Genomic DNA, 20,027 nt, shown 5'->3' on the forward strand with positions numbered 1-20,027 from the left:
CCTTGGCTTTTCACCAGCACCGGAGACTGTTCAGTTGTGGTCCACACGCGTACGTGTGGTGAGTCCCTGGCACCTGAGGTGCACAGGCAACCGGTCTAGTGTAGAGAATTCGCTGGCCAGACCCAAATCGCCGCCGGCAGCGCCGTCTCCACAGCGACAGCGCTCAGGGCGTGAGTGAGAAGTCGTATCGCGAGGTCGGCACGACGTCGAGTTCCCGGTCGGCGCCGAAGCGCGCGACGCTGGCCAGCATGGCGGTCAGCCGCCGCTGCAGTTCTTCATCGTCGCCGTCGCTGCCATAGAACGCGTGAGGGTCGGAGATGGCCGCCATCGGGAACAGCTCTTCGACGATGCCGGTCACCCGCACATCTCCTCGGTCGCCGGAATCCGTTGTCAGACAACGCTCGACGATGTTCTGGTAGTAGCCGAAGGTCGCCTGGGTGTCGATGGCCACCTGTGTGTGCTCGTCGAGCCAGATCCGCAGCCATTCGTCATGGGCGAGATCCTGTGGCCGTCGCAGGAAGGCGATATTGGCCAGTGCGTCGACGCGCGTGCCGTCGGCGGTCGGCGGCGGGTCGAGCGGCGCACGGGTCTGCACCTCCCACGCCGCGAAGCTGTCCACATGTGCGTCGATGCTCTCGAGCGCTGCGGTGGCATCAGGGGCCCAGACGCTGATCACCGCATCGATCGGCGGGTCGAAGGTGGAGATCCGCATCGCCCCCTGCACCGCGTCGTCGGAGATGTTGATCTGGAGACGTCGGACTCCCGCGGACGCGCAGTCGGCTCGAAATGTCGGGGTCAGTAGCTGCCCGCTCCCCCAGACCGCCACCATCACCTTTCGATCCCCGAGACGCCGGCTCATGTCGGTGAGGGTAGCGGCGCCGAAGCCGCCGGCGGTCGAGATCGGCTCGACCGACCGGATGACCATCGGCCCCGCACGCCGGGTTCGGCGTTAGTCTGCCGAAGTGAACTGGGAAGTGTTGTCATGCGGCCTGCGCGGTCACGAGACCTATCGCCCCGACGAGTCCGAACTCGCCGATCGCCTGCACGTCGACAGCGCCGCCGGCCAGGCGTGGCGGTGTCTGCGATGCGGCGACTTCGCCGTGGGTGAGCCCCGACGCAGCGGTCCCGCCGACCACGCACCCGAGGTTCCACGCGGCGCGCTGCTGCGCGACCTGATCATCATGCGGGTGCTGGCCGTCGAGCGGCTGCTCCGCGGCCTGTTCCTGGTGCTCGCGGGCGTCTTCGTCATCGAACTGCGCCACAGCCAGCAGACGCTGCAGGAGAAGTTCGACGCCGAGCTGCCGTTGTTGCGGCCGATCGCCGACCAAATCGGCTGGAACATCGACGATTCCAAGGTCGTCAGCTGGATCGAGAAGGCGACGACGCTCTCGAGCACGACGATCGTCCTTGTCGGATGCGCCCTGCTCGCTTATGGCGCAAGCCAATTCGTCGAGGCCTTCGGTCTGTGGTTCGCCAAACGATGGGGCGAGTACTTCGCGGTGATCGTCACCAGCATCTTCATCCCGCTCGAGGTCTACGAACTCGTCGAGCGTGTGACGGTGTTCAAGGTGCTGCTGCTCGCCGTCAACGTGGCCGCGGTCATCTGGCTGATCTGGAGCAAACGCCTGTTCGGGGTGCGCGGCGGCGGGAAGGCCTACCACGCCCAGCACAGCGCCGAGAGTCTGCTGACGGTCGAGCGGGCAGCCGTCGCCGACGGACACTGATCCACAGCCGCCGAAAGGCACGATCCACAGTTCCCTCGCGGTTGGTTCCGAACCCGGCCCCCGGGTGCAAGAGTGAAGGCATGGACACCAGCCACCTGACCTCGCTCGTCGACCAACTGATCGGGACCGCCCACCGCAGCCGCAGCGGCCGGGCGGCGCAGACCCTGCACGGCGACTCCTCACATCGGCTTCGGCACACCGTCATCGCCCTGGTGGCCGGGCGTGAACTGGCCGAACACGAGAGCCCCGCGGAGGGCAGCGTGCAGGTGCTGCACGGCCGGGTGACCATCACCGCCGGCGACGATGTCTGGAAGGGGCGTCGGGGCGATCTGGTGATGCTGCCCGACGCGCGGCACAGCCTGTCGGCACAACAGGATTCGGCGATTCTGCTGACGGTGATCACGGGGTAGGGCTTTCGGGTCCGCTGAAGAGACCGAAAGCACCTACTCCTCGCACCTCGTCAGGATTTGCCTTACCTCACGGTGGGCAGGCCGAAGAGTGTCGATCGTCGCTGTAGCCCTCTCCGAAACCGTGAATGGAACCCGGCCACACCTTGGCGATCCCGTGTCGACGGCCGTGGAAGCGCCATTCTCCCGCAATGGAACCCAGCTGCGAAGACCGGGACCATCAGCGCGCCGCCATCAATCGACGACGACACCCTCATCGGCTCAATGGAACACGGATCGAACTCAGGGCGACACGCAACCGCAGCTCGGACGCAGGTTTTACGCTCTACATGCCAACCACACCAGCCATGCCGAGGTTCGTCAGCACACGGCGGTCGTAACATACAGGTGACGTAACATACTGGGAGCGTATGTTGAGACGTTGGTATGCACTTCGTCAACCGCAGGCGCGAATTAGCGGACCTCGGTCGCTGGTCGACAACGCCTTAGCGGTGACCTCGAACGATGTGCTCGAACCGGATTCCTGACCACTCGAGGACAACTCACGGCTGCCTGATCTGGACGCTCTTCGTTCGAACGGCCTCGGCAGCGATGTCCTACCGGAACACACTCCCCTTGTTCTCCGACGCCTCGACGCGCTCGACGATCCACTCGGCGATCACTTCGGCCTTGCGCTTACGACTGGTTTCCTTGCGGGTGTCGAGTTCTTGCTCGGCGATGATGTCGCGGAGCTGATCAACCGTGAGCTCCCCCAACCGTGCCGTGAGACCTTGGGCACCGGATTCTCGGTAGACCACGAACGGGTCGAAGGCACCGGGCTGCCGTGCCACCCGCTTCTTCGGTGCCGGCGCGCGTTTGCGAGGTGTCGGCGCGGGCACAGCCAAAGCGGTGCCGTCGCCCGGCCGCAAAGCGTCGATCACGCCGGTCAACGCAGCGGCGAACCGAGACGATCGGTCCGCCTCGTCGATGATCACCCGCGTCAGCCCGGCGATCAACTGGGCTGCTTGCGGATTCTTGCTGTCGAGCTGGGCGAGGGCTCCTCCGATGGCGGAGTACTCCATGCGGCGGCGTGCATCGTCGGAACTCATTCGATCTTCCCCTGTGCTTCGGTCATCACATCAACGGTGAGGGCGCGGAACTGGTCGAACTGCCCCTGCGTGCCGTACTTGGTCTTGAGTGTTCCGTAGCCGGCGAATTCCGCCGCCGCAGCCACCGAGTTGGCCTCGTTGATGTAGCTGGGCAGGACGTTCTGGATGGTGGGGTCACGGCGTAGACGTTTGGTCGTCGACCGGTGCACCGCGGAATTAGCCTTGTACTTGGTGATCACCACGCCCAGTTCGACGATGGTCCGTCCGATCTCCTCGCTGAACTTGCGCACGCGATTCTGGATCTGCGGAATTCCATAGGTGGACAACACATCCGGGATCGTCGGGATGATGTAGGCGTCCGCCGCGGCCAGACCGTTGAGGGTCACCGGTCCGATGTTCGGCGGGCAGTCGATCAGGACGTAATCGTAGAAGTCGATAACCGGCGCGATCGCCTGCCGCAGAAAGCCGGTGCCCCCGTCTGCTACCCCGCCTTGCACGCGCAGGGCGCTCAGTTCTTCCTGCACCTCGATGAGATCGAGCGACGACGCGAGCAAATCGACGGTCGTCACCCGCTTCACCGGCGACACGCCCCGCTCGATCGCCTCGTCGAGCCGGAAGTACTCGGTGCCGTTGACCGCGTCGGAGAACAGCGTTGCCAGGGTCCGGCCGTTGGTGTTGAGCTCGAACCACCGTGCCTCGCTGATCATCATCGTGGTCAGGTTGATCTGCGAGTCGAGGTCGATGAGCAGCACTCGCTGACCGAACTCCGCCGACATGAACTCAGCGAGTCCGCCGGTGACGGTGGTCTTGCCGACCCCGCCCTTCAAGCTGATCGTCGCGATCACCTTTGCCATCGGGAACTCTCACCTTTCGTGTGATCACGCATCGACAATCGCCCCTGCCCCGTCCTTGCGGACGGTGAATCCGACCTTCGGCGAAGGATCGGCGAGGTACGGAAGCGCGTAGGAGAACAGGGTCGCCACGTCACGCGGGTCGGCCACACCGCGCTTGTGCGACTTGATATGCCGGCTTCGCGGCGGTGGGTCGCTGGCGAACAACAGGATCATCGCGCCCCGCGTCCGCTTCCGGAGCTGCGCCGCGAGTGGACCACCGACGTCCTTCTTCGGATTGCCGGCGATGTGCTCGATGGCGTCTCGCTCGCGCACCGCGGTGCCGGTGAATCCGGTGCGGTACTCGGCCTCTTCACGTTTGCGGTTCACGAGAGGAAGTTCTCTCGGGTAGTCGCCGATCATCACCGGCTTCTTGGTCTTCGGGATCGGCAGCAGGATCGCGAGATCTTCCAGCGCACCACGCTCGATCGCCGACTCGAAGGCCTTGCGGTGTGGCTCGAAGTCCCAGTTGGCATCCCACACGAACTGGCTGATCGCGCCGAGAACGACGTCGGCACTGACGATCCCGTAGCGCGCCTCGAAGATCCGTGGCGTCTGGTCCTTGTCGATGAACGAGAACGAACCGGTGCGGTCGAGTGCGTCGAGCAACGGACGAACGGCGCGGAAATGGCTCGCATTGTTGGCGCCGTCGCCGCGCGGGGCCTGCATCGTGAAACTGAAACTCTGTCCGCCGACGCTGCGATAACTCAACTCTGCGTTGTACATCTTGTTGGTGGCGGTCGGCTTGAGCCATGGCAGCCGCTGGAACACCATCGGCGGCACGTCTCGTGGCGTGACCATCGGCTCGCCGGCTTCGTTCAGCCCCTTGAACCTTCGCAGTTCGTCGCGGAACTCCTCCTCGTCGCCGACGATGGCCTCGAACGCGGCATACATGTCGACCACCGTCCCGCCGGGTCCGGGAACCTCCCGACCGATGAACAGCCGCACCAGATCTCGGTATCCGGGTCGGAAACCGAACCACCGCCCCATCTGCATCAGCGTGTCCGCCTGTGCAGTTCGCCGGGTGTAGTAAGTGGTGGTCAGCCCTTCGACCGTGAAACCGCGACTCAGCTTGGTGCCGCCCACCAGGATCTTCCACACCGAGCGCTCCTGGAAGTCCAACGGTTCCTGTACATAATCCTTGTCGGCGGCACCGTTGACGATGATCACCGGACTGATCCCCGCACCGATCCGGTCGCACGCCTCCCCGATGAACCCCTCGAGCTCGTCAAAGTACTGAGGGGTCGATGTCCCCGGCTCGGCACGATCGGCCGATACCACACGAAAATCGCTGTCCCACAGCTCCTCCAGGCGCGCCAGTCCGTGCGGCTGACTGTAGCCGGCGTTCTTCCAGAGACTCTCGAAGTCGGCGGCGAGGGACTCGTGCTCCTGCTGTTTGACCGATTCGTGTACGAGCATCGTGTGGTGACGGAAGTCCCCACGAACTCCCCGGTTCTGCCGGAACAATTTGATCGCCCCGGCCAGCACGTAGGAGTCCAGCGCCCCCAACCGTTCTGCGTCACGGTCCTCGTCGCATTGGGCTCGCAGACCCCGGACAAAGGCCTTCTCGTTGGAGTTGGCGGGGGTCTTCTCGGCCGTCTCGGAGAGATCATCACCGAGGTCGGTGTCACCGTCGTGGAAGTCGGCACCACCCATGTACTGCTTGGGGCGGTCGAGGCTGACGATGAAGTCGTTCGGGAAGATGTTCACCGAATCATCCGGATCGACAAACACATTGGCGAATGGTGTGGCGGTGTAGCCGACGTACTGGCTGCGTCCGAGCCGCTCGAGGAGCAGCGAGATCTGTTCGTTGATCGCGGTGCGCTCGATCCGCCCTGCGGCAAAATTCTTGGGGTTCTGCGTGTTCACCGACGCCTGGTCTGCTTCGTCGTCGATGATCAGAGTCGGGATCTGGTCGAGCGGTGTGGGAATCCGTCCGACGTCGGCGACGAGTTTCTTCAACACCGCCGCATTCTTCTTGACCACGGCAACCCGAACATTGCTCTGGTAGAGGTTGACCGGGTCGAACAACGGCTTCGAATGGTCGACGAACTCGTAGTGCAGGGTGCCGATCCCCTTCGCGAGCGCCTTGTAGTCATCGACACGACCGGTCAGCCGACGGATGGCGGGAGCCTCGTTGGAGTGATTCGGGTCGAGCACGTGATGGAGAAACTTGCCGGCGTGCCAATCCTCATCGTTGGCGTACTCCACCTCGTCGATGTTCTGCATGCCGATGAGTTCCATGTCGAGCCGGCGCTGGGTCTGACTGCGCAACAACTCGATCGTCCCGGTCAGCACGATCACCAACCGATACCCGGCGTCGATCGCCTTCGCGATCACACCGGTGAAGTTGGCGGTCTTGCCGCTCTGCACGTACCCGACGACCAGCCCCTTGGACTGATACGGCTCCTCGCGAGTCGGATCGGCCAGGCGCTGCACGACGGCGTTGGTGGCCACCCCCAGGTCCTCGACGGTCTCCGCACCCCACCCCTTGTCGAGGAGGAGTCGACGATAGGCAGACCAATAGAAGTCCTGCGCCGCACGCCGTTCCGGCACATACCAGGGTTCCCAGGGCTGCGGCGCAACGATCACCGTCGGCCCGCCGGCGATCGGGAAGGCCTCGGTGAGCGGCTCGAAGGCCGCGGGCGGAATCCCGAGAAGCGTATAGATCAAGGTCCTGCGTTCGGGGGTCTGTGCCTCGGTACCACCGGTCCACGCCGCGGCCTCTTCGGCGTCCCAACGAATCAGGGCCGATCGCACCGCCGACTGGACCGACGCGGCCTCGTCGGAGACCATGACGTCGACCACCAGATCCATGGTGACGGCGGAGGGGTCGTGTCCGGCATCCATCACGCGCCCGGCCACCGCGCCGAGGAATCGGGTGGGCGCGAGGTCGGTCGTGAACTCGCGGACCAGGGCGTCGATCACCACGTCGATCACTTCGGACTCCCCTCGTCGGCGGCGAGCGCCGCGATCAGGACACGTTGCCAGGCATCCATCTGTTCGACCTGTCTGGCACTATGCCGCACGGCGTCGAACATGTCCTGGGCAAGGAGGTACACCAGAGTCCTCAGCACGGGAACATCGTCGGCGGAACGGCGGCGCCCACCCAGTTGCGTGCGGAACCGGGCGTTGAGCCACAACGTGCGTGACTCCAGATCAACCTCGAAGAACCGATCGGCGGCCAGCACGCGCCAACCGATCGCGACCGGGTCCGCCGTGTCCACGAACGAGAAGCTGTCGGCGAACTCGTCGGCAACGTCGTCCGGTAGACCGATCCCGGGTTCGACGACGCTGATCGGCCGACGCTGTAGGCGTCGGGCCGCGACGGCGGTGGTCGCCGCGTCATCGAGGTAGTCGTCGGTGAGCGCCTGGTGCAGCGCGGCGGAGAGCGTCGCGTCCAGGGTCACCCCGGACTTCTCCGGATTGATGGTGATGTGCTGGGCGAGAACGTCATCGAGGTCGACACTCACTCGTGCCAACGCCCAGTCCGGCCGGGGCCGGAGCACGCCGAGCCACCCGCCGGCATGGAGCAGGCGGTCATTGCGGTAGACGAAAAATCCCTGCGAGTCACGACCGGGTAGGCCACCGAGTTTGTACTCGGGTGCCGAACTGCGAGCCGGCCAGATGTGCGCCTGCACCGCGTCGCGACCGAGGGCCGCCAGTGGCCGCGGGTAACCGGCTCGCCCGCTCACCCGGTAGCCGAACGGATCGATTCCGCGCACCGTCCGCGGTGCTCCGGCACGTCCGATGGCCTCGTCGAGAACATCGATCGTGATCGCCAAGCCCGTGGCGATCAGTCGGTGGAACACGAGGCCGAGGTGCGCCACCAGATCACCAACGACGGTCTCGAGCCACGCGACCTGCTCTTGCGCCGACGCCGTGTTCGGAAAGGTACGGATACCCCGCCATTCCACGACGGTGCCGGTCTCGAACGGAAAGCGCGGCCGCGCGGCCGTGATGACCTTCTCCGCGTCGGCATCCGGCAGTGTGGACAGTCGTGGCGGGTCGTGACGGTCATCGACGGCGAGCCGACGCGCCACCGGAAGATTCTCTGCCGCATGCGAATACACGGTCACGGTGTCGGCTTGACTGAGGGAAGCAGCTTTCAGCCCGACACCGAAATGCCCCTGATCGGCGACCCCATACGCGCGCTGTACGCCGTAGCGCATCGCCGCATCGATGGTGTCGGCGTCCATACCCCGACCGTCGTCGATGACCCGCAACCCGGTGATACGTCGGCCGGATTGCAGAAACCGGAGCAGTACGTGCGTTGCGCCCGCGTCGATGCTGTTGTCGATCAGATCGGCAACCGCGGTCGCGACGGTGTGATGCAGGCCGAGTGCGCGTTCGGTGGCGGTGAATGCGGTCGGTTCGGTCGTCATCGCACGGTGACCGTCCAGGCTTGCTCCAGGAGCGCGGCGACCGTGTCGTCACGGGACTGATAGCGGCTGAGGATGCGTCGCGGTTTGATGTCCGGATCGAGTCCGATCCCCGCCGCGAGCAGTGGTGCGACGTCGGAGTCGGCGACATCCTGCGGATCAGTGACGCCGATCAGGGCAAGGGCTCCGCGAACCGGGTCCGCGGCATCGGTCTCGGCGCAGGCCACCACGTCGAACCCGCCGCCTTCGGAATAGGTCAGGAACACCAGATCTCCGGGCTGCGAGGACAATTCGTTGAGAAAGCGGCGGATGGTCCCGCATGTCGGGTTCGTTCCGGTCCATCGGAGCATCTGTGTGCCGAGCCGGCTGGGCAACTCGCGCACGACGCCGTGGGTGCATCCCAGTGCCTGCGCCACACCGACAGGAACGGTGAATCCGGAACCACGAAGGTGTTCGGAGGTGACGCGGAGCCGAAAACACCAGGTGTCCCCGATCCGATACAGGCGGCGCGTAGGCCGGACGACAACGGCGACCGCTGTCGAATCCGCCTCTGCGGCGGAGTGTTCGGTGGCCGGACGATCAACGGCCGGCGTTCGTGGTGGCGTTTCTGACCCACCGACTTCTTCACCGAGAGACTCCGTCAGGCACCACAGGCCGTCCGGGGTGCAGGTGAAGCGCTCATCCTCATCAAGGTGTTTCACGACATGGTGTTCGGGTCGATCGGTGTTCAGCAGATCACTCAGGCGGTCGATGCCCAAAGGCCCGCGCACTTCCAGAATCCCGGCGGCATGATCGGCCAGACGGCGGGTGGACAACAACACGTTGTCGTCAAGGATCGGGATCTCGCAGTACTGCAACCACTCTCGGACCTCATCGGTCGACAGCCGAAGCGTCGACGCCGCGACGGGGACGGGCACGACAGCGTTGACGGATTCGAACTGCTCGAGCATCACGATCGTCCGCCCCTTGGCCGAGCGGAGATCGGGAGCCACCGCCCAGCCCCCGGTGACCTCGAATCCATCGTCAAGCCGGTCGAGCGCGAGCCATAGCGGCACGCCCAGTGAGGGCACCTCGGTGCGCAGAACGGGCTGCATGTCGAGCAGACGGTCGAGTGAGGTCACCGGCTGGATCTCGGCCCGAATGCTCGCGAGCAATCCGCCCGCGGTGGTCTCGAATTCACATGCAGCGGCCAGGTCCTGCTTGAGCTTGGCCACGATGCCGCCTGCTCGCCCTTTACTCACGTGCAGCCGGACGCTGAGCTGTCCCATGCTGATCGGTTCCGCGGCCATGACGAACTCGGTGAGTGCCAGCATCTCCCGGTCATCGAGTTGCTCGATCAGGTTCTCGAGCTCGTCGACCGGATTGGACTCCACCATCGTGGAGAAATCCTTGCCGGTGATCGCCGAGATCCGGGTGGCGACCTCCTGGACCTGTTCGGGAGCTTCGTCCTCGATCCCGACGGAGATGAGCGGCGCGCCCAGACTGCCGCGCAGACCGCGCCACCGTGCGAGCACTCTGAGGTCGTCGACGAGTTGCACGGCTACCGGACTGTCGGCCTCTTCGTCGGGGAGGACCCCGTGTTCGGGTAGTCGCAGGATGGACGCTCCGAGAACACCGGCGGCGACCTCCTGCACGGTGTCCGGGCTCGTGCCCTTCAACGCGAACAACGACGCCACACTCGACGACAGCAGTGTGCGGACGACTGCTCGGTCCCCGAGTCGTCGGACAACGGTCTCGGCGCGCGGATCAAGACGCAGGCCGGCGACGGGGATCGCCGGGTCGAGGAGCGGCGCGAGATCCCCGAAGGTGAGGTCCCGATGACGCCGGACCGCAAGACGAGCCAGGCCGACGACGAGATCGTCGAGAGAGACGAGATTGTCGAGAGACATGTCGGCGGCCGTGTCGCGCGGGGAGTCCGCGATCCACCAGTCCGACACGTTCGGGACCAGTTCTTCGAGGCAGGCGGCATCCGCCGATTCGTAGGAGTCCAGCCACGGGAAGAGGTCCACCCAGGTGTCATCGCGCAGGTCTGCGGCGTCGTACTCCGAAAACGCGAACATCACCCTCGAACTCCACCATTTCGCCACCACGCATGAGGTGATGATCTCCCCTCGGAGCTTAGCCAACCGAGGGAACCGCGCACTTCGGGCAGGCAGGTGCACCCGAGGGTTCACTCACCCGGTGGACACCGAACAGGGCAACCGATCGAGGCCTCCCGGACTTGTCGTACCCCCGTGATGTCATGAACGCACCCTCGAACAAAGGAGCGACCATGGCCGATCACGCCGCAGCAATCCGGGGCATCCCGCGCTGGCATCCCGATCCCCTCGTCCGTGAGACGCTGTCCACCATCCGCCGGTTCGGCTGGGCGGTGACAGCGGTCGGCGACGGGTGTTCGTGCGGGGATTCACGGTGCGCGCCGCCGGACTGCGCGTTCGCGTACACGACGGGTCTCGCGTTGCACTCGATCCCCGACCTGGTGGTCTTCGGTCTCGACGCACGCACCGGTTGTGAGTTGCTCAACGAACTCGGTGAGTTGTTCCACCGGGTCGACTGGCGATCGGTGGTCGACGGTCGGACCGAACTCGAGGTGCATGCTCTCGAGGTGCGGGTCCGGGTGATCGAGCTCGTCGACAAGTCCGACATGCTCATCACCAACGAGCTGTTCCCGAACCATCCTGCGCTGCAAGTGGTCTGGGCCGACGATCTGGGTACCTTCCCGTGGCAGACGGGCTATGCGCTGCAACCGATTCATCAACCGGTCAAGGGCGTCCCCGACACGGGCACCGCTCACGCCGGCGGCCCACGAGTCGTGAGTGCGTCGGTCGGCGGCAGTCGGGTCGAGTCTCGCCGTGCCCGGCGGCGCGGCCCTCGCGAGTAGAGCGGACGCCGCACGGGGCGGGCCGTCGACTCGCCCCGCGCGGCGTACGTGAGGACCGTGGACTCCGGTCGGTCACCGGCACATATCGGGCACACTGGAACCATGCGGCACCTCGCCCCAGGACAGAACACCGCGCTGCCATCGGCGACAGTGACGGTGTCGGTGCGTTCGGTGACGCCGGTGAACACCTCGGCGGTGTTGCTGACGTCGGCTCATCGGGTTCGGTCCGATGCCGACTTCGTCTTCTACAACCAACCGACCGGCCCCGGGATCTCCTACCGCGCCGACGGTGGTGCCGACGTGCTCGACATCGACACCACACGACTACCCGCCGATATCGTCACCGTGGCCATCGCGGCCAGCCTCGACGGAACCGGCCCCGTCTCGTTCGCGACCGCGGGACGCCTGGAGGTGACCATCGCACCCGCCGGCGCCGGGGCAACCGCCGAGGAGACGATCGCCTTCTCGCCGGATGGTCTCACCAGCGAGGCGGCGGTGGTCTGTGTCGAGATCTATCGACGCGGTGATGCCTGGAAGGTACGCGCCGTCGGGCAGGGATATGACGCCGGATTGGCGGGTCTGGCAACCGCTTTCGGCATCGATGTCGAGGACGACGTACCCGTGCCCGAGTCGCCTCCGGTGCGCGATCCCCAACCGTGGCCACCCGAGGCGCCGGCCCACCCCACCGCCAGTCCGTCTCCGCCCCGACCGCAGCCCGAGGGAGCACCCATGCACAGCGATCTGTTCAACCCCGATCATTCCGAGGTCTCCGGACAGGGCATCCAGAAGCAGGGCAGCAAGATGTGTCGCATCGGCCTGTCGGGTGAGGTGATGGCGCGGGCCGGGTCGATGGTCGCCTACCAAGGCGATCTGAGCTTCGAGGCTCTCGGCTCCGGCGGCATCGGACGCATGGTGCGACAGGCACTCTCGGGCGAAGGCGTGCCGCTGATGAAGGTGAGCGGCCGCGGCGATCTGTTCCTGGCCAACGCCGCCGCCGACGTCCACCTCATCGACCTCGACGGAACCGACGGCCTGACCATCAACGGCGCCAACGTGCTCGCCTTCGACTCCACGCTGCACTACGACATCGCGCGCGTGCAGGGGGCCGGCGCGCTCGGCAACGCCGGAATGTTCAACTGTGTCTTCACCGGTCGCGGGCGCATCGCGATCACCACCGACGGCACGCCGGTGGTTCTCACCGTCGACGCGGCCACCTACGCCGACCCCAACGCCGCGGTCGCATGGTCGTCGAGCCTGCGCACGTCGATCAAGTCCAACGATTCGTTCAACCTCGGAACCCTGATGGGGCGCAGCACCGGCGAACGACTCACCTTGGCGTTCGCCGGGCAGGGCTTTGTGGTGGTTCAGCCCTCGGAGTTGCCGCCGGGCGGATTCGTCGGCGGCACCGGCGACGGCGGACAAGCGGGCGTCGGTGGCATGCTCGGCGGGTTCCTCGGGCGCTGAACGCTTTTCGGCCCTTCATCGCCGACGAGTCACACGGCATCCGTGATAGCTGCTTTCAGGTAGCAAAGAGCGGACACCTTCGGGATCGGAGTACACACGTACTCTTACTGCGTGGTAACTTACGTTCTCGTCACAACGTGACGCACGACACTCGGCAGCGCCGCCACAGGGGGCGGTCACTTGTGGGAAGGGGAAATCGCAGTGCCGCATCATCGATTTTCACGACGGGCGTGGACCCGCAGAATAGCCACCACCGTGGTCGCGGTGGCCACCGGCGTGGGGGTGGCGCTGTCACTCGCGGGCCCGGCCGCCGCAGCCGACCAGCAACAGCAGCTCGCCGACTTCATCGCGGCGGGAGCCAAGAAACCTGTTGTCGCAGAGACGATTCTGGCGGGACGCAGCTCGTGGTTCACCCCGACCGGCAACGGTCCGCGCCAGGAGGGCTTCCTGCCGGCCTTCGGGTACGGGCTGACCAATCCCAACATCGCGCCGCCCGGGGCCAACGATTGGTCATGTAAACCGAAACAGGGTCAGGACCCGGTCGTCCTCGTCCACGGCACGTGGGAGAACGCGTACAACAACTGGGCGATGCTGTCGCCGGCCCTGAAGTCCGCGGGCTACTGCGTCTACGCGCTGAACTACGGCATCCTGCCGACCCTGCAAGGCGGCGGGTTGGGCGCACTGCTTCCCGGTGCCTTCGGCACGGGTGACATCGCGCAATCCGGCACGCAGCTCGGCGATTTCGTCACCAAGGTGCTGTCGACCACCGGTGCCTCGAAGGTGAACATGGTCGGCCATTCCCAGGGCGGCATCGCCGCGCGTCAGTACATCCGCTACGACGGCGGCGCCTCCAAGGTCGCCAACCTCGTCACCTTGGGCGCCACCAACAACGGCACCTCACTCGACGGAATCGGCACCCTGGGGCGCACCATCAACAACCTCGGCATCGACGTGCTCGGTCCGATCGCACTGGGCGTCGGCGCATCGGGCATCCAGCAGGTCTACGACTCCCCCTTCATCAAGAATCTCAACAAGGGCGGCGTGTACGCCGTCGGCGATGTGAAGTACACGATCATCGGCAGCCGGTACGACGAGATCACCACGCCGTACCAGTCGACCTTCTTCCCCGCGGGCACCAAGAACACGCGAAATATCGTGCTGCAGAACGGGTGCGAACAGGACACCTCGGACCATCTGTCGTTGAGCTATTCACCGCGCGCGGTGTCGATTGTCCTCAACGCCTTCGATCCGGCGGTTCCGATCGTGTGCGCGCCCAACGCCTGGCTCCTCGGCTGACGGCGAGACTCCACTTTCCGGCGAGGTGATGCCGCTCCCCCACGGCGGGAGCGGCATTGCCGTCTGCTCACCACAACCCCGAGACATCCGGGTTCTCGTCGCCGGTCATCAGCGGGGGCTGTCGCCCTCGGCGGTCACCGGACGCAGATTGGCCAGATGCGAAGGGCTGAGCAGTCGTTCGAGCTCGCCGCGCTCGAGGAGGCCCGCCTCGAGAACCAACTCGAGGACGGTACGCCCACTACGCAACGCCTCCTGGGCGATTGCGGTCGAGGCGACGTAACCCAGCGACGGGCTCAGCGCCGTGACCAGACCGATCGAGTTCTCGACCCGATGCCGCAGCGTCTCCTCGTTGGCGGTGATGCCGTCGACGCACCTGGCGGCGAGTGTCCGGCATGCCGCGCTCAGGTGGGTCATCCCGTCCGACAGGCAGGTCACGATGATCGGCTCGAAGGCGTTGAGCTGCAACTGGCCCGATTCGGCGGCCATGGTGATGGTGACGTCGTTGCCGATCACCTCATAGGCGACCTGCGAGACCACCTCGGGTATCACCGGGTTCACCTTGCCGGGCATGATCGACGATCCCGCCTGGACCGGCGGCAGGTTGATCTCACCGAGTCCGGCCCGCGGCCCCGACGACAGCAAGCGCAGATCGTTGCAGATCTTCGACAGCTTCACCGCGACGCGTTTGAGAACCCCCGACAGGTGCACGAACTGACCCACATCCTGCGTGGCCTCGACGAGGTCGTGCGCACTCACCAGGTCAAGGCCGGTCTTGTCGCGGAGATGGCCGACGGCCTTGTCCGCGTAGCCGACAGGGGCATTGAGACCCGTGCCGATCGCGGTGGCACCGAGATTGATCTCGTGCACCAGGGTCGCCGCCTCACGCAGACGTTGACGATCCTCGTCGATCATCACCGCGAACGCCCCGAACTCCTGACCGAGGGTCATCGGCACCGCATCCTGCAACTGGGTGCGTCCCATCTTGACGACCGAGGAGAACTCCGCGGCCTTGCGCGCAAAAGCCTGCTGCAGCACCGACATCGCCTCGTCGAGTTCACCGACTGCCCGGATGGTCGCCACGTTGACCGCGGTCGGGTAGACGTCGTTGGTGGATTGCCCGGCGTTGACGTGCTCGTTGGGGTGCAGGTGCCGGTACTCACCGCGACCGTGTCCGAGGATCTCCAACGCCCGGTTCGCGATGACCTCGTTGGCGTTCATGTTGGTCGAGGTACCCGCGCCGCCCTGAATGACGTCGACGACGAACTGATCATGAAAGCCGCCGTCGAGGATCTCGTCGCAGGCCGCGCAGATCGCACTCGCCCGCTCCTCGTCGAGGATGCCGAGATCGGCATTCGCGCGTGCCGCCGACCATTTCACCGCGGCGAGCGCACGGACGAGATGGGCGTTGGAGCCTATCGTTCGTCCGGTGACGAGGAAGTTCTCCACCGCCCGGAGGGTATGGATACCCCAGTACGCCTCGGCGGGCACCTCGCGCCGACCGAGAAGATCGGTCTCGGCTCGCTTCTGGGCCATCGTCACGTCTCACCTATCCTGCTGTCGGGCTGTCTGACAGCTCTAGTGTCATACATAGCTGAGCTATCGTCAACACGTACGACCACTACACACACCGGATCGAAGACGGAGGACCATCCCGATGACCAGCAGTTGGGCCGACCGCCGACCCGTCGCGACTCGGGTCAGCGCGGCCGAAGCGGTGTTCACCGACCTGCGCCAGGCCATCGAGAGTGGCGACCTCCCCGTCGGTGAGCGCCTCCCGTCCGAGGCCGCGCTCGGCGAGCGCTACGCGGTGAGTCGATCGGTCGTCCGGGAGGCATTGCGCTCGTGCACTGCACTCGGACTCACCGAAACCCGCACCGGCCGAGGAACATTCGTGGTCAGCAGCACGGCGTCCCACGACCTGAAGGTCGGCGAGTACACCGCGCGGGAGCTCATGGAGGCGCGGCCGCACATCGAGATCCCGGCCGCCGGGTGGGCCGCCGAGCGGCGCTCCACCGAGGACCTGCGTCAACTCACCGAATTGACGCAGGCCATGGCGGCCGAGTCGAATCAGACCGACTGGGTCGCCCTCGACGGACAGTTCCACCTGGCGGTCACACGAGCGAGCGGCAACCGGGTGTTCCAGAACGCGCTCGTCAACATCCGCAATTCACTGACTGCCCAGTCGGCCACACTCAATCTGGCGACCGGACGCATGCGCCGATCGAACGAGGAACACGAGCGCATCGTCGAGGCCATCAGCTCCGGCGACCGGCAGGCCGCCGAGCGGGCCATGGCCGATCATCTCGACGCCGTGCAGGTGGCGGTGCGCTCGCTCACCCACTGAACCAACCAGAGTTCTTCTGCCGCAGCAGGTTCAGAACTTGTTGCAGGTGCGCAGGGCCTTCGCCATGGCGTCACGGGTCATCGTGTGCTGCTGCGCGCCGATGCCGTGATCACGCAGAAACGCCATCACCGTCGAGCGGACCGGGTGCGCGTGACGATTCTTCTCCCGCAGCGCTTTCCGCTGCGCAGGCGACAGCACGATCATCTCCTCGAAGTGTCGCTTGGCCCGCGGATGCGAGTTGATCTGCTGCCACAGCGCCGGATCCTCGACGGCGAGCGCCCGTTCGACCTGCATCACCGAACATGTCGTTCCGAAGGCCTTCGGCGGCGACGGGGGTGTCGGTGCGGCTCCGGCGATACCGGCTCCGCCTGCCCCGACCACTCCCGCAATACCGATCCCCGCAACCGCCACCGCCACTCGACGACGCGTCGTTGCCAACCCCATCGACATTCTCCAGCCCCTTCCTCGGCACCGTGCCGACCAATAACAGCCGAAGCACACCCAATCGCGAAAACCTTTGCCGAAGCTGAGGACAAGCCGTGAGAACACCCCAGTAAGTCTGGGTGCAAGTGACGGTCAAGAGCAGGTCAACGATGTTTGCGACGTTCGTCCGATCAGGTGAAGATCGCGACGGTCTGGGTGCCGGTCATCACCAGTTGCCCGTCGGCGTCCCAGGCTTCCATCGTCTGGTAGGAGTAACCGCCGCGCGACACCGCACTCGTCGACCGCAGCAAGAACCAGCCGGTGGGGTCGACGGCCTCGTCGGCGCAGATGTCGATCGACCACATCACGGTACTGATGGGCGCCCAGTCGGAGAATGCCGTCATCGCCGCAGGCGGCAGGCTGTCACCGAGCGCGACGAGGGCCACGGCCGGATCGACACCCTGCGCATCACGGTGACGCATCCACCAAAGTACCTCAGGCTCCACGGCTTTCGTCACCGGTATCGCACCGCCGGCAATGCGTCGCTCGAATTGATCGGTGAAGCTCGGCTGCGCCCCGGGCCGTCCGCCGACGCTCGGGCAGCCCTGCGGGCCGGCGACGTCGGGGCGAGGGATCAGGGTGTGCTCGACGGAACTGTCACGCGCTCCGGCGAAGATCAGGGTCGATTGTGCCGCAACGGAGTCGCCGCTGCGCGTTTCCACGGCCACGCTTGTCACCGATCGGCCTTCGCGGAGTCGTCGTGCCCGCACGGTCATCGTCTCGGTGGCCGGTGCGGTGAACGCGAACTGCGCGGCCCGCAGGGCAGGTAACGGCGCGCCGTCGGTCTGTTGGGCGGCCACGACCGCGAGTGCTGCGGTCAAGCCGCCGTACGCGGTGCGGCCCTGGGTCCAGCCGGCCGGGATCGCGAACTCCTGTGCCGGGTCGAACGCGCGAAGCACCTCGGACAGAGACGTGCTGCGGGACTCGTTGTCGGTGACCGTCATGCGGTCATTCTATGCAGGAGTGCATAGTGAGGTTGAGTGGGGTTCGATGTGGCCGAGGGGCGCCCCGTGCGGTGCGGGGCGGAACGAAACCAGCATCGGTGCAAGAGGTCTCGAGGTTCGGCGCTGGCGCGCCTCACACCTCGACCACCGATCAAAGGGGCGCCGTCGGCGAGAGGGAGAGCGCTGCCGGCGAGAGCACGACGACCCCGCCTCCCGGTGCGGGAGACGGGGTCGCTGTGAGGTGTTGTGCGCCGGTGATGTCACCGGCGGGAAGTCACCAGCTCGACTTCTGCACGCCCGGCAGCTCGCCGGCGTGTGCCATCTCGCGCAGGCACACGCGGCACAGGCCGAACTTGCGGTACACCGAGTGCGGGCGACCGCACTTGTTGCAGCGGGTGTAGGCGCGCACGGCGAACTTGGGCTTCTTGTTGGCCTTGTTGATCAGAGCCTTCTTGGCCATCTCAGTTGTCCTTCGCGTTGTTGTCCTTGAACGGGAAGCCCAGCGCGCGAAGCAGCGCGCGGCCTTCGTCGTCCGTGGTGGCCGAGGTGACGACGGTGATGTCCATACCGCGCGGCCGGTCGATGTTGTCGATGTTGATCTCGTGGAACATCGACTGCTCGTTGAGACCGAAGGTGTAGTTGCCGTTGCCGTCGAACTGACGGTCACTCAAACCGCGGAAGTCGCGGATACGGGGCAGCGCGATCGACACGAGACGGTCGAGGAACTCCCACATCCGGTCGCCGCGCAGGGTCACGCGGGCCCCGATCGGCATGCCCTCGCGCAGCTTGAACTGTGCGATGGACTTGCGGGCGCGACGGATCTCCGGCTTCTGACCGGTGATCAGCGCGAGGTCGGCGACCGCACCGTTGATGAGCTTGGCGTCACGGGCGGCGTCGCCGACACCCATGTTCACCACGACCTTGACCACGCCGGGGATCTGCATGACGTTGGCGTAGTCGAATTCTTTGTTCAGCGCGTCCTTGATCTCGGCACGGTAGCGCTGCTTCAGCCGCGGCTGGACCTTTTCAGTGGTGGTCATCTCAGATGTCCTTCCCGGTCTTGCGCGAGATCCGGACCTTCTTGCCGGTCTCCTCGTCGACGCGATAGCCGACGCGGGTCGGGTTGCCGTCGGAATCCACGACCATCACGTTCGACACGTGGATCGGGGCTTCCTGCGTGACGATGCCGCCCGAGGCAGCACCACGCTCGTTGGCCGAGGCGGCGGTGTGCTTCTTGATGCGGTTCACGCCCTCGACGAGGACACGCTCGCGCTGCGGGTAGGCCTCGATGACCTTGCCCTTGGCGCCCTTGTCCTTGCCCGAGATGACGATCACGGTGTCACCCTTGTGCACCTTCATGTCAGATCACCTCCGGTGCCAGCGACACGATCTTCATGAACTTCTTCTCACGCAGCTCGCGGCCGACCGGGCCGAAGATGCGGGTACCGCGGGGGTCGCTCTCACCCTTGAGGATGACGGCGGCGTTCTCGTCGAAACGGATGTAGCTTCCGTCCGGACGGCGGCGCTCCTTGGTGGTGCGCACGATGACCGCCTTGACGACCTCGCCCTTCTTGATGTTGCCACCGGGGATGGCGTCCTTGACAGTGGCGACGATGGTGTCACCGATGCCGGCGTAGCGCCGCGACGAGCCGCCCAGCACGCGGATGCACAAGATTTCCTTGGCTCCCGTGTTATCGGCGACCCGCAGGCGAGACTCCTGCTGAATCATTCGATTCTCTCCTTGACCTGGATGTCGTCGACACGCCGAATCCACTGGGGCGGATCTGGCGTATCTGTGCGCCGGATTTCCGACCCGACGCACACGGCCTGTTGCCATCGGACACACGCCTGCCTGGGCTTTTCCGCTGTAAGCGGGCCTTCCCAGTGGGTTCACGAGCCGATTCGCGGCGCTCACGCACCGCAGGCAACCCGTCCAGTGTAGGTGAAACCGCAGGTGGGAACCAAATCCGCATCGCCGCCCCTACCGCGGAGCGCGAGTCGGGGGTTTCGTCGGCCGTGCGAGGGGGGAATGCCTGGCGCGGGCGCGTCAGGGGCGCGGGCGCGTCGGGGGCGCGGGGGTCGTCAGGAGTGACGGGGAACACACGTTTTCTCGCAATCCGAACC

19 protein-coding genes are annotated in these 20,027 nt (G+C 65.7%); 6 read left to right on the forward strand and 13 right to left on the reverse strand.

The window, feature by feature from the left end; all coding sequences use genetic code 11:
* Positions 1-163: 163 nt before the first annotated feature.
* Positions 164-925: a hypothetical protein gene (locus GOPIP_RS14320; RefSeq protein WP_006370417.1), complete on the reverse strand. Its 762-nt coding sequence runs from the start codon at positions 923-925 to the stop codon at positions 164-166.
* 37 nt (positions 926-962) lie between these two features.
* On the opposite strand from GOPIP_RS14320, the gene GOPIP_RS14325 reads away from it, so the two are divergent.
* Positions 963-1,724 carry a DUF2127 domain-containing protein gene (locus GOPIP_RS14325; protein WP_006370418.1) on the forward strand — a complete coding sequence of 254 codons (762 nt, stop codon included), beginning with the start codon at positions 963-965 and terminating at the stop codon, positions 1,722-1,724.
* 80 nt (positions 1,725-1,804) lie between these two features.
* The gene (locus GOPIP_RS14330; protein WP_006370419.1) at positions 1,805-2,134 is read left to right on the forward strand and encodes a cupin domain-containing protein; all 330 of its coding nucleotides are present in this window, start codon (positions 1,805-1,807) and stop codon (positions 2,132-2,134) included.
* Between the two features lie 593 nt (positions 2,135-2,727).
* Here the strand turns inward: GOPIP_RS14330 and GOPIP_RS14335 are convergent.
* From GOPIP_RS14335 to GOPIP_RS14355, 5 genes are read right to left on the reverse strand one after another with little or no spacing between them, the layout of a single operon-like run.
* Positions 2,728-3,219: a hypothetical protein gene (locus GOPIP_RS14335; protein WP_006370420.1), complete on the reverse strand. Its 492-nt coding sequence runs from the start codon at positions 3,217-3,219 to the stop codon at positions 2,728-2,730.
* Positions 3,216-4,073, reverse strand: a complete 858-nt coding sequence (locus GOPIP_RS14340; protein WP_006370421.1) for a ParA family protein — start codon at positions 4,071-4,073, stop codon at positions 3,216-3,218. The genes GOPIP_RS14335 and GOPIP_RS14340 overlap by 4 nt, the downstream gene beginning before the upstream one ends.
* Positions 4,074-4,097: 24 nt before the next feature.
* Positions 4,098-7,049, reverse strand: a complete 2,952-nt coding sequence (locus GOPIP_RS14345) for a Z1 domain-containing protein (protein WP_006370422.1) — start codon at positions 7,047-7,049, stop codon at positions 4,098-4,100.
* Positions 7,046-8,494 carry an ATP-binding protein gene (locus GOPIP_RS14350; RefSeq protein WP_006370423.1) on the reverse strand — a complete coding sequence of 483 codons (1,449 nt, stop codon included), beginning with the start codon at positions 8,492-8,494 and terminating at the stop codon, positions 7,046-7,048. The genes GOPIP_RS14345 and GOPIP_RS14350 overlap by 4 nt, the downstream gene beginning before the upstream one ends.
* Positions 8,491-10,551: a hypothetical protein gene (locus GOPIP_RS14355; RefSeq protein ID WP_006370424.1), complete on the reverse strand. Its 2,061-nt coding sequence runs from the start codon at positions 10,549-10,551 to the stop codon at positions 8,491-8,493. Before GOPIP_RS14355 ends, GOPIP_RS14350 begins: the two co-directional genes overlap by 4 nt.
* 212 nt (positions 10,552-10,763) lie before the next feature.
* Here GOPIP_RS14355 and GOPIP_RS14360 point away from each other — a divergent pair, with 212 nt between their 5' ends.
* The 3 genes from GOPIP_RS14360 to GOPIP_RS14370 all read left to right on the forward strand — a co-directional run bounded on the left by GOPIP_RS14360 (position 10,764) and on the right by GOPIP_RS14370 (position 14,132).
* The gene (locus GOPIP_RS14360; protein WP_006370425.1) at positions 10,764-11,372 is read left to right on the forward strand and encodes a DUF4262 domain-containing protein; all 609 of its coding nucleotides are present in this window, start codon (positions 10,764-10,766) and stop codon (positions 11,370-11,372) included.
* 102 nt (positions 11,373-11,474) lie between these two features.
* Positions 11,475-12,836, forward strand: coding sequence for an AIM24 family protein (locus GOPIP_RS14365; RefSeq protein ID WP_006370426.1), 1,362 nt, complete (start codon positions 11,475-11,477; stop codon positions 12,834-12,836).
* Positions 12,837-13,037: 201 nt separating this feature from the next.
* Complete coding sequence (locus tag GOPIP_RS14370) at positions 13,038-14,132, forward strand: esterase/lipase family protein (RefSeq protein WP_020170468.1); 1,095 nt, start codon at positions 13,038-13,040, stop codon at positions 14,130-14,132.
* Between the two features lie 108 nt (positions 14,133-14,240).
* Here GOPIP_RS14370 and GOPIP_RS14375 read toward each other — a convergent pair whose 3' ends face one another.
* Positions 14,241-15,665: an aspartate ammonia-lyase gene (locus GOPIP_RS14375; protein ID WP_006370428.1), complete on the reverse strand. Its 1,425-nt coding sequence runs from the start codon at positions 15,663-15,665 to the stop codon at positions 14,241-14,243.
* Between the two features lie 121 nt (positions 15,666-15,786).
* Here GOPIP_RS14375 and GOPIP_RS14380 point away from each other — a divergent pair, with 121 nt between their 5' ends.
* The gene (locus tag GOPIP_RS14380; RefSeq protein ID WP_006370429.1) at positions 15,787-16,476 is read left to right on the forward strand and encodes a FadR/GntR family transcriptional regulator; all 690 of its coding nucleotides are present in this window, start codon (positions 15,787-15,789) and stop codon (positions 16,474-16,476) included.
* A gap of 30 nt (positions 16,477-16,506) precedes the next feature.
* On the opposite strand, the gene GOPIP_RS14385 is transcribed toward GOPIP_RS14380, so the two are convergent.
* The 6 genes from GOPIP_RS14385 to rplN form a co-directional block, all read right to left on the reverse strand.
* Positions 16,507-16,926, reverse strand: coding sequence for a hemophore-related protein (locus GOPIP_RS14385; RefSeq protein ID WP_006370430.1), 420 nt, complete (start codon positions 16,924-16,926; stop codon positions 16,507-16,509).
* Between the two features lie 164 nt (positions 16,927-17,090).
* Entirely contained in the window at positions 17,091-17,903 is an 813-nt protein-coding gene (locus GOPIP_RS14390; protein WP_006370431.1) for a thioesterase family protein, read from the reverse strand.
* Positions 17,904-18,177: 274 nt separating this feature from the next.
* Positions 18,178-18,363, reverse strand: coding sequence for a type Z 30S ribosomal protein S14 (locus GOPIP_RS14395; RefSeq protein ID WP_006370432.1), 186 nt, complete (start codon positions 18,361-18,363; stop codon positions 18,178-18,180).
* A gap of 1 nt (position 18,364) precedes the next feature.
* Positions 18,365-18,943, reverse strand: a complete 579-nt coding sequence (rplE, locus tag GOPIP_RS14400; RefSeq protein WP_006370433.1) for a 50S ribosomal protein L5 — start codon at positions 18,941-18,943, stop codon at positions 18,365-18,367.
* 1 nt (position 18,944) lies between these two features.
* Complete coding sequence (gene rplX / locus GOPIP_RS14405) at positions 18,945-19,262, reverse strand: 50S ribosomal protein L24 (protein WP_006370434.1); 318 nt, start codon at positions 19,260-19,262, stop codon at positions 18,945-18,947.
* Position 19,263: 1 nt separating this feature from the next.
* Positions 19,264-19,632 carry a 50S ribosomal protein L14 gene (rplN, locus tag GOPIP_RS14410; protein ID WP_006370435.1) on the reverse strand — a complete coding sequence of 123 codons (369 nt, stop codon included), beginning with the start codon at positions 19,630-19,632 and terminating at the stop codon, positions 19,264-19,266.
* Positions 19,633-20,027 lie beyond the last annotated feature (395 nt).

The sequence above is a fragment of the Gordonia polyisoprenivorans NBRC 16320 = JCM 10675 genome (genome assembly GCF_000241325.1).
Lineage (GTDB): Bacteria > Actinomycetota > Actinomycetes > Mycobacteriales > Mycobacteriaceae > Gordonia > Gordonia polyisoprenivorans.

Bases quoted from the DNA above. Each gene is read 5' to 3' on its own strand.
- GOPIP_RS14320 (WP_006370417.1), bottom strand. From the start codon at position 925: ATGGTCATCCGGTCGGTCGAGCCGATCTCGACCGCCGGCGGCTTCGGC.
- GOPIP_RS14330 (WP_006370419.1), top strand. From the start codon at position 1,805: ATGGACACCAGCCACCTGACCTCGCTCGTCGACCAACTGATCGGGACC.
- GOPIP_RS14335 (WP_006370420.1), bottom strand. From the start codon at position 3,219: ATGAGTTCCGACGATGCACGCCGCCGCATGGAGTACTCCGCCATCGGA.
- GOPIP_RS14340 (WP_006370421.1), bottom strand. From the start codon at position 4,073: ATGGCAAAGGTGATCGCGACGATCAGCTTGAAGGGCGGGGTCGGCAAG.
- GOPIP_RS14350 (WP_006370423.1), bottom strand. From the start codon at position 8,494: ATGACGACCGAACCGACCGCATTCACCGCCACCGAACGCGCACTCGGC.
- GOPIP_RS14355 (WP_006370424.1), bottom strand. From the start codon at position 10,551: ATGTTCGCGTTTTCGGAGTACGACGCCGCAGACCTGCGCGATGACACC.
- GOPIP_RS14360 (WP_006370425.1), top strand. From the start codon at position 10,764: ATGGCCGATCACGCCGCAGCAATCCGGGGCATCCCGCGCTGGCATCCC.
- GOPIP_RS14365 (WP_006370426.1), top strand. From the start codon at position 11,475: ATGCGGCACCTCGCCCCAGGACAGAACACCGCGCTGCCATCGGCGACA.
- GOPIP_RS14375 (WP_006370428.1), bottom strand. From the start codon at position 15,665: ATGGCCCAGAAGCGAGCCGAGACCGATCTTCTCGGTCGGCGCGAGGTG.
- GOPIP_RS14380 (WP_006370429.1), top strand. From the start codon at position 15,787: ATGACCAGCAGTTGGGCCGACCGCCGACCCGTCGCGACTCGGGTCAGC.
- GOPIP_RS14385 (WP_006370430.1), bottom strand. From the start codon at position 16,926: ATGTCGATGGGGTTGGCAACGACGCGTCGTCGAGTGGCGGTGGCGGTT.
- GOPIP_RS14390 (WP_006370431.1), bottom strand. From the start codon at position 17,903: ATGACGGTCACCGACAACGAGTCCCGCAGCACGTCTCTGTCCGAGGTG.
- GOPIP_RS14395 (WP_006370432.1), bottom strand. From the start codon at position 18,363: ATGGCCAAGAAGGCTCTGATCAACAAGGCCAACAAGAAGCCCAAGTTC.
- rplE (WP_006370433.1), bottom strand. From the start codon at position 18,943: ATGACCACCACTGAAAAGGTCCAGCCGCGGCTGAAGCAGCGCTACCGT.
- rplX (WP_006370434.1), bottom strand. From the start codon at position 19,262: ATGAAGGTGCACAAGGGTGACACCGTGATCGTCATCTCGGGCAAGGAC.
- rplN (WP_006370435.1), bottom strand. From the start codon at position 19,632: ATGATTCAGCAGGAGTCTCGCCTGCGGGTCGCCGATAACACGGGAGCC.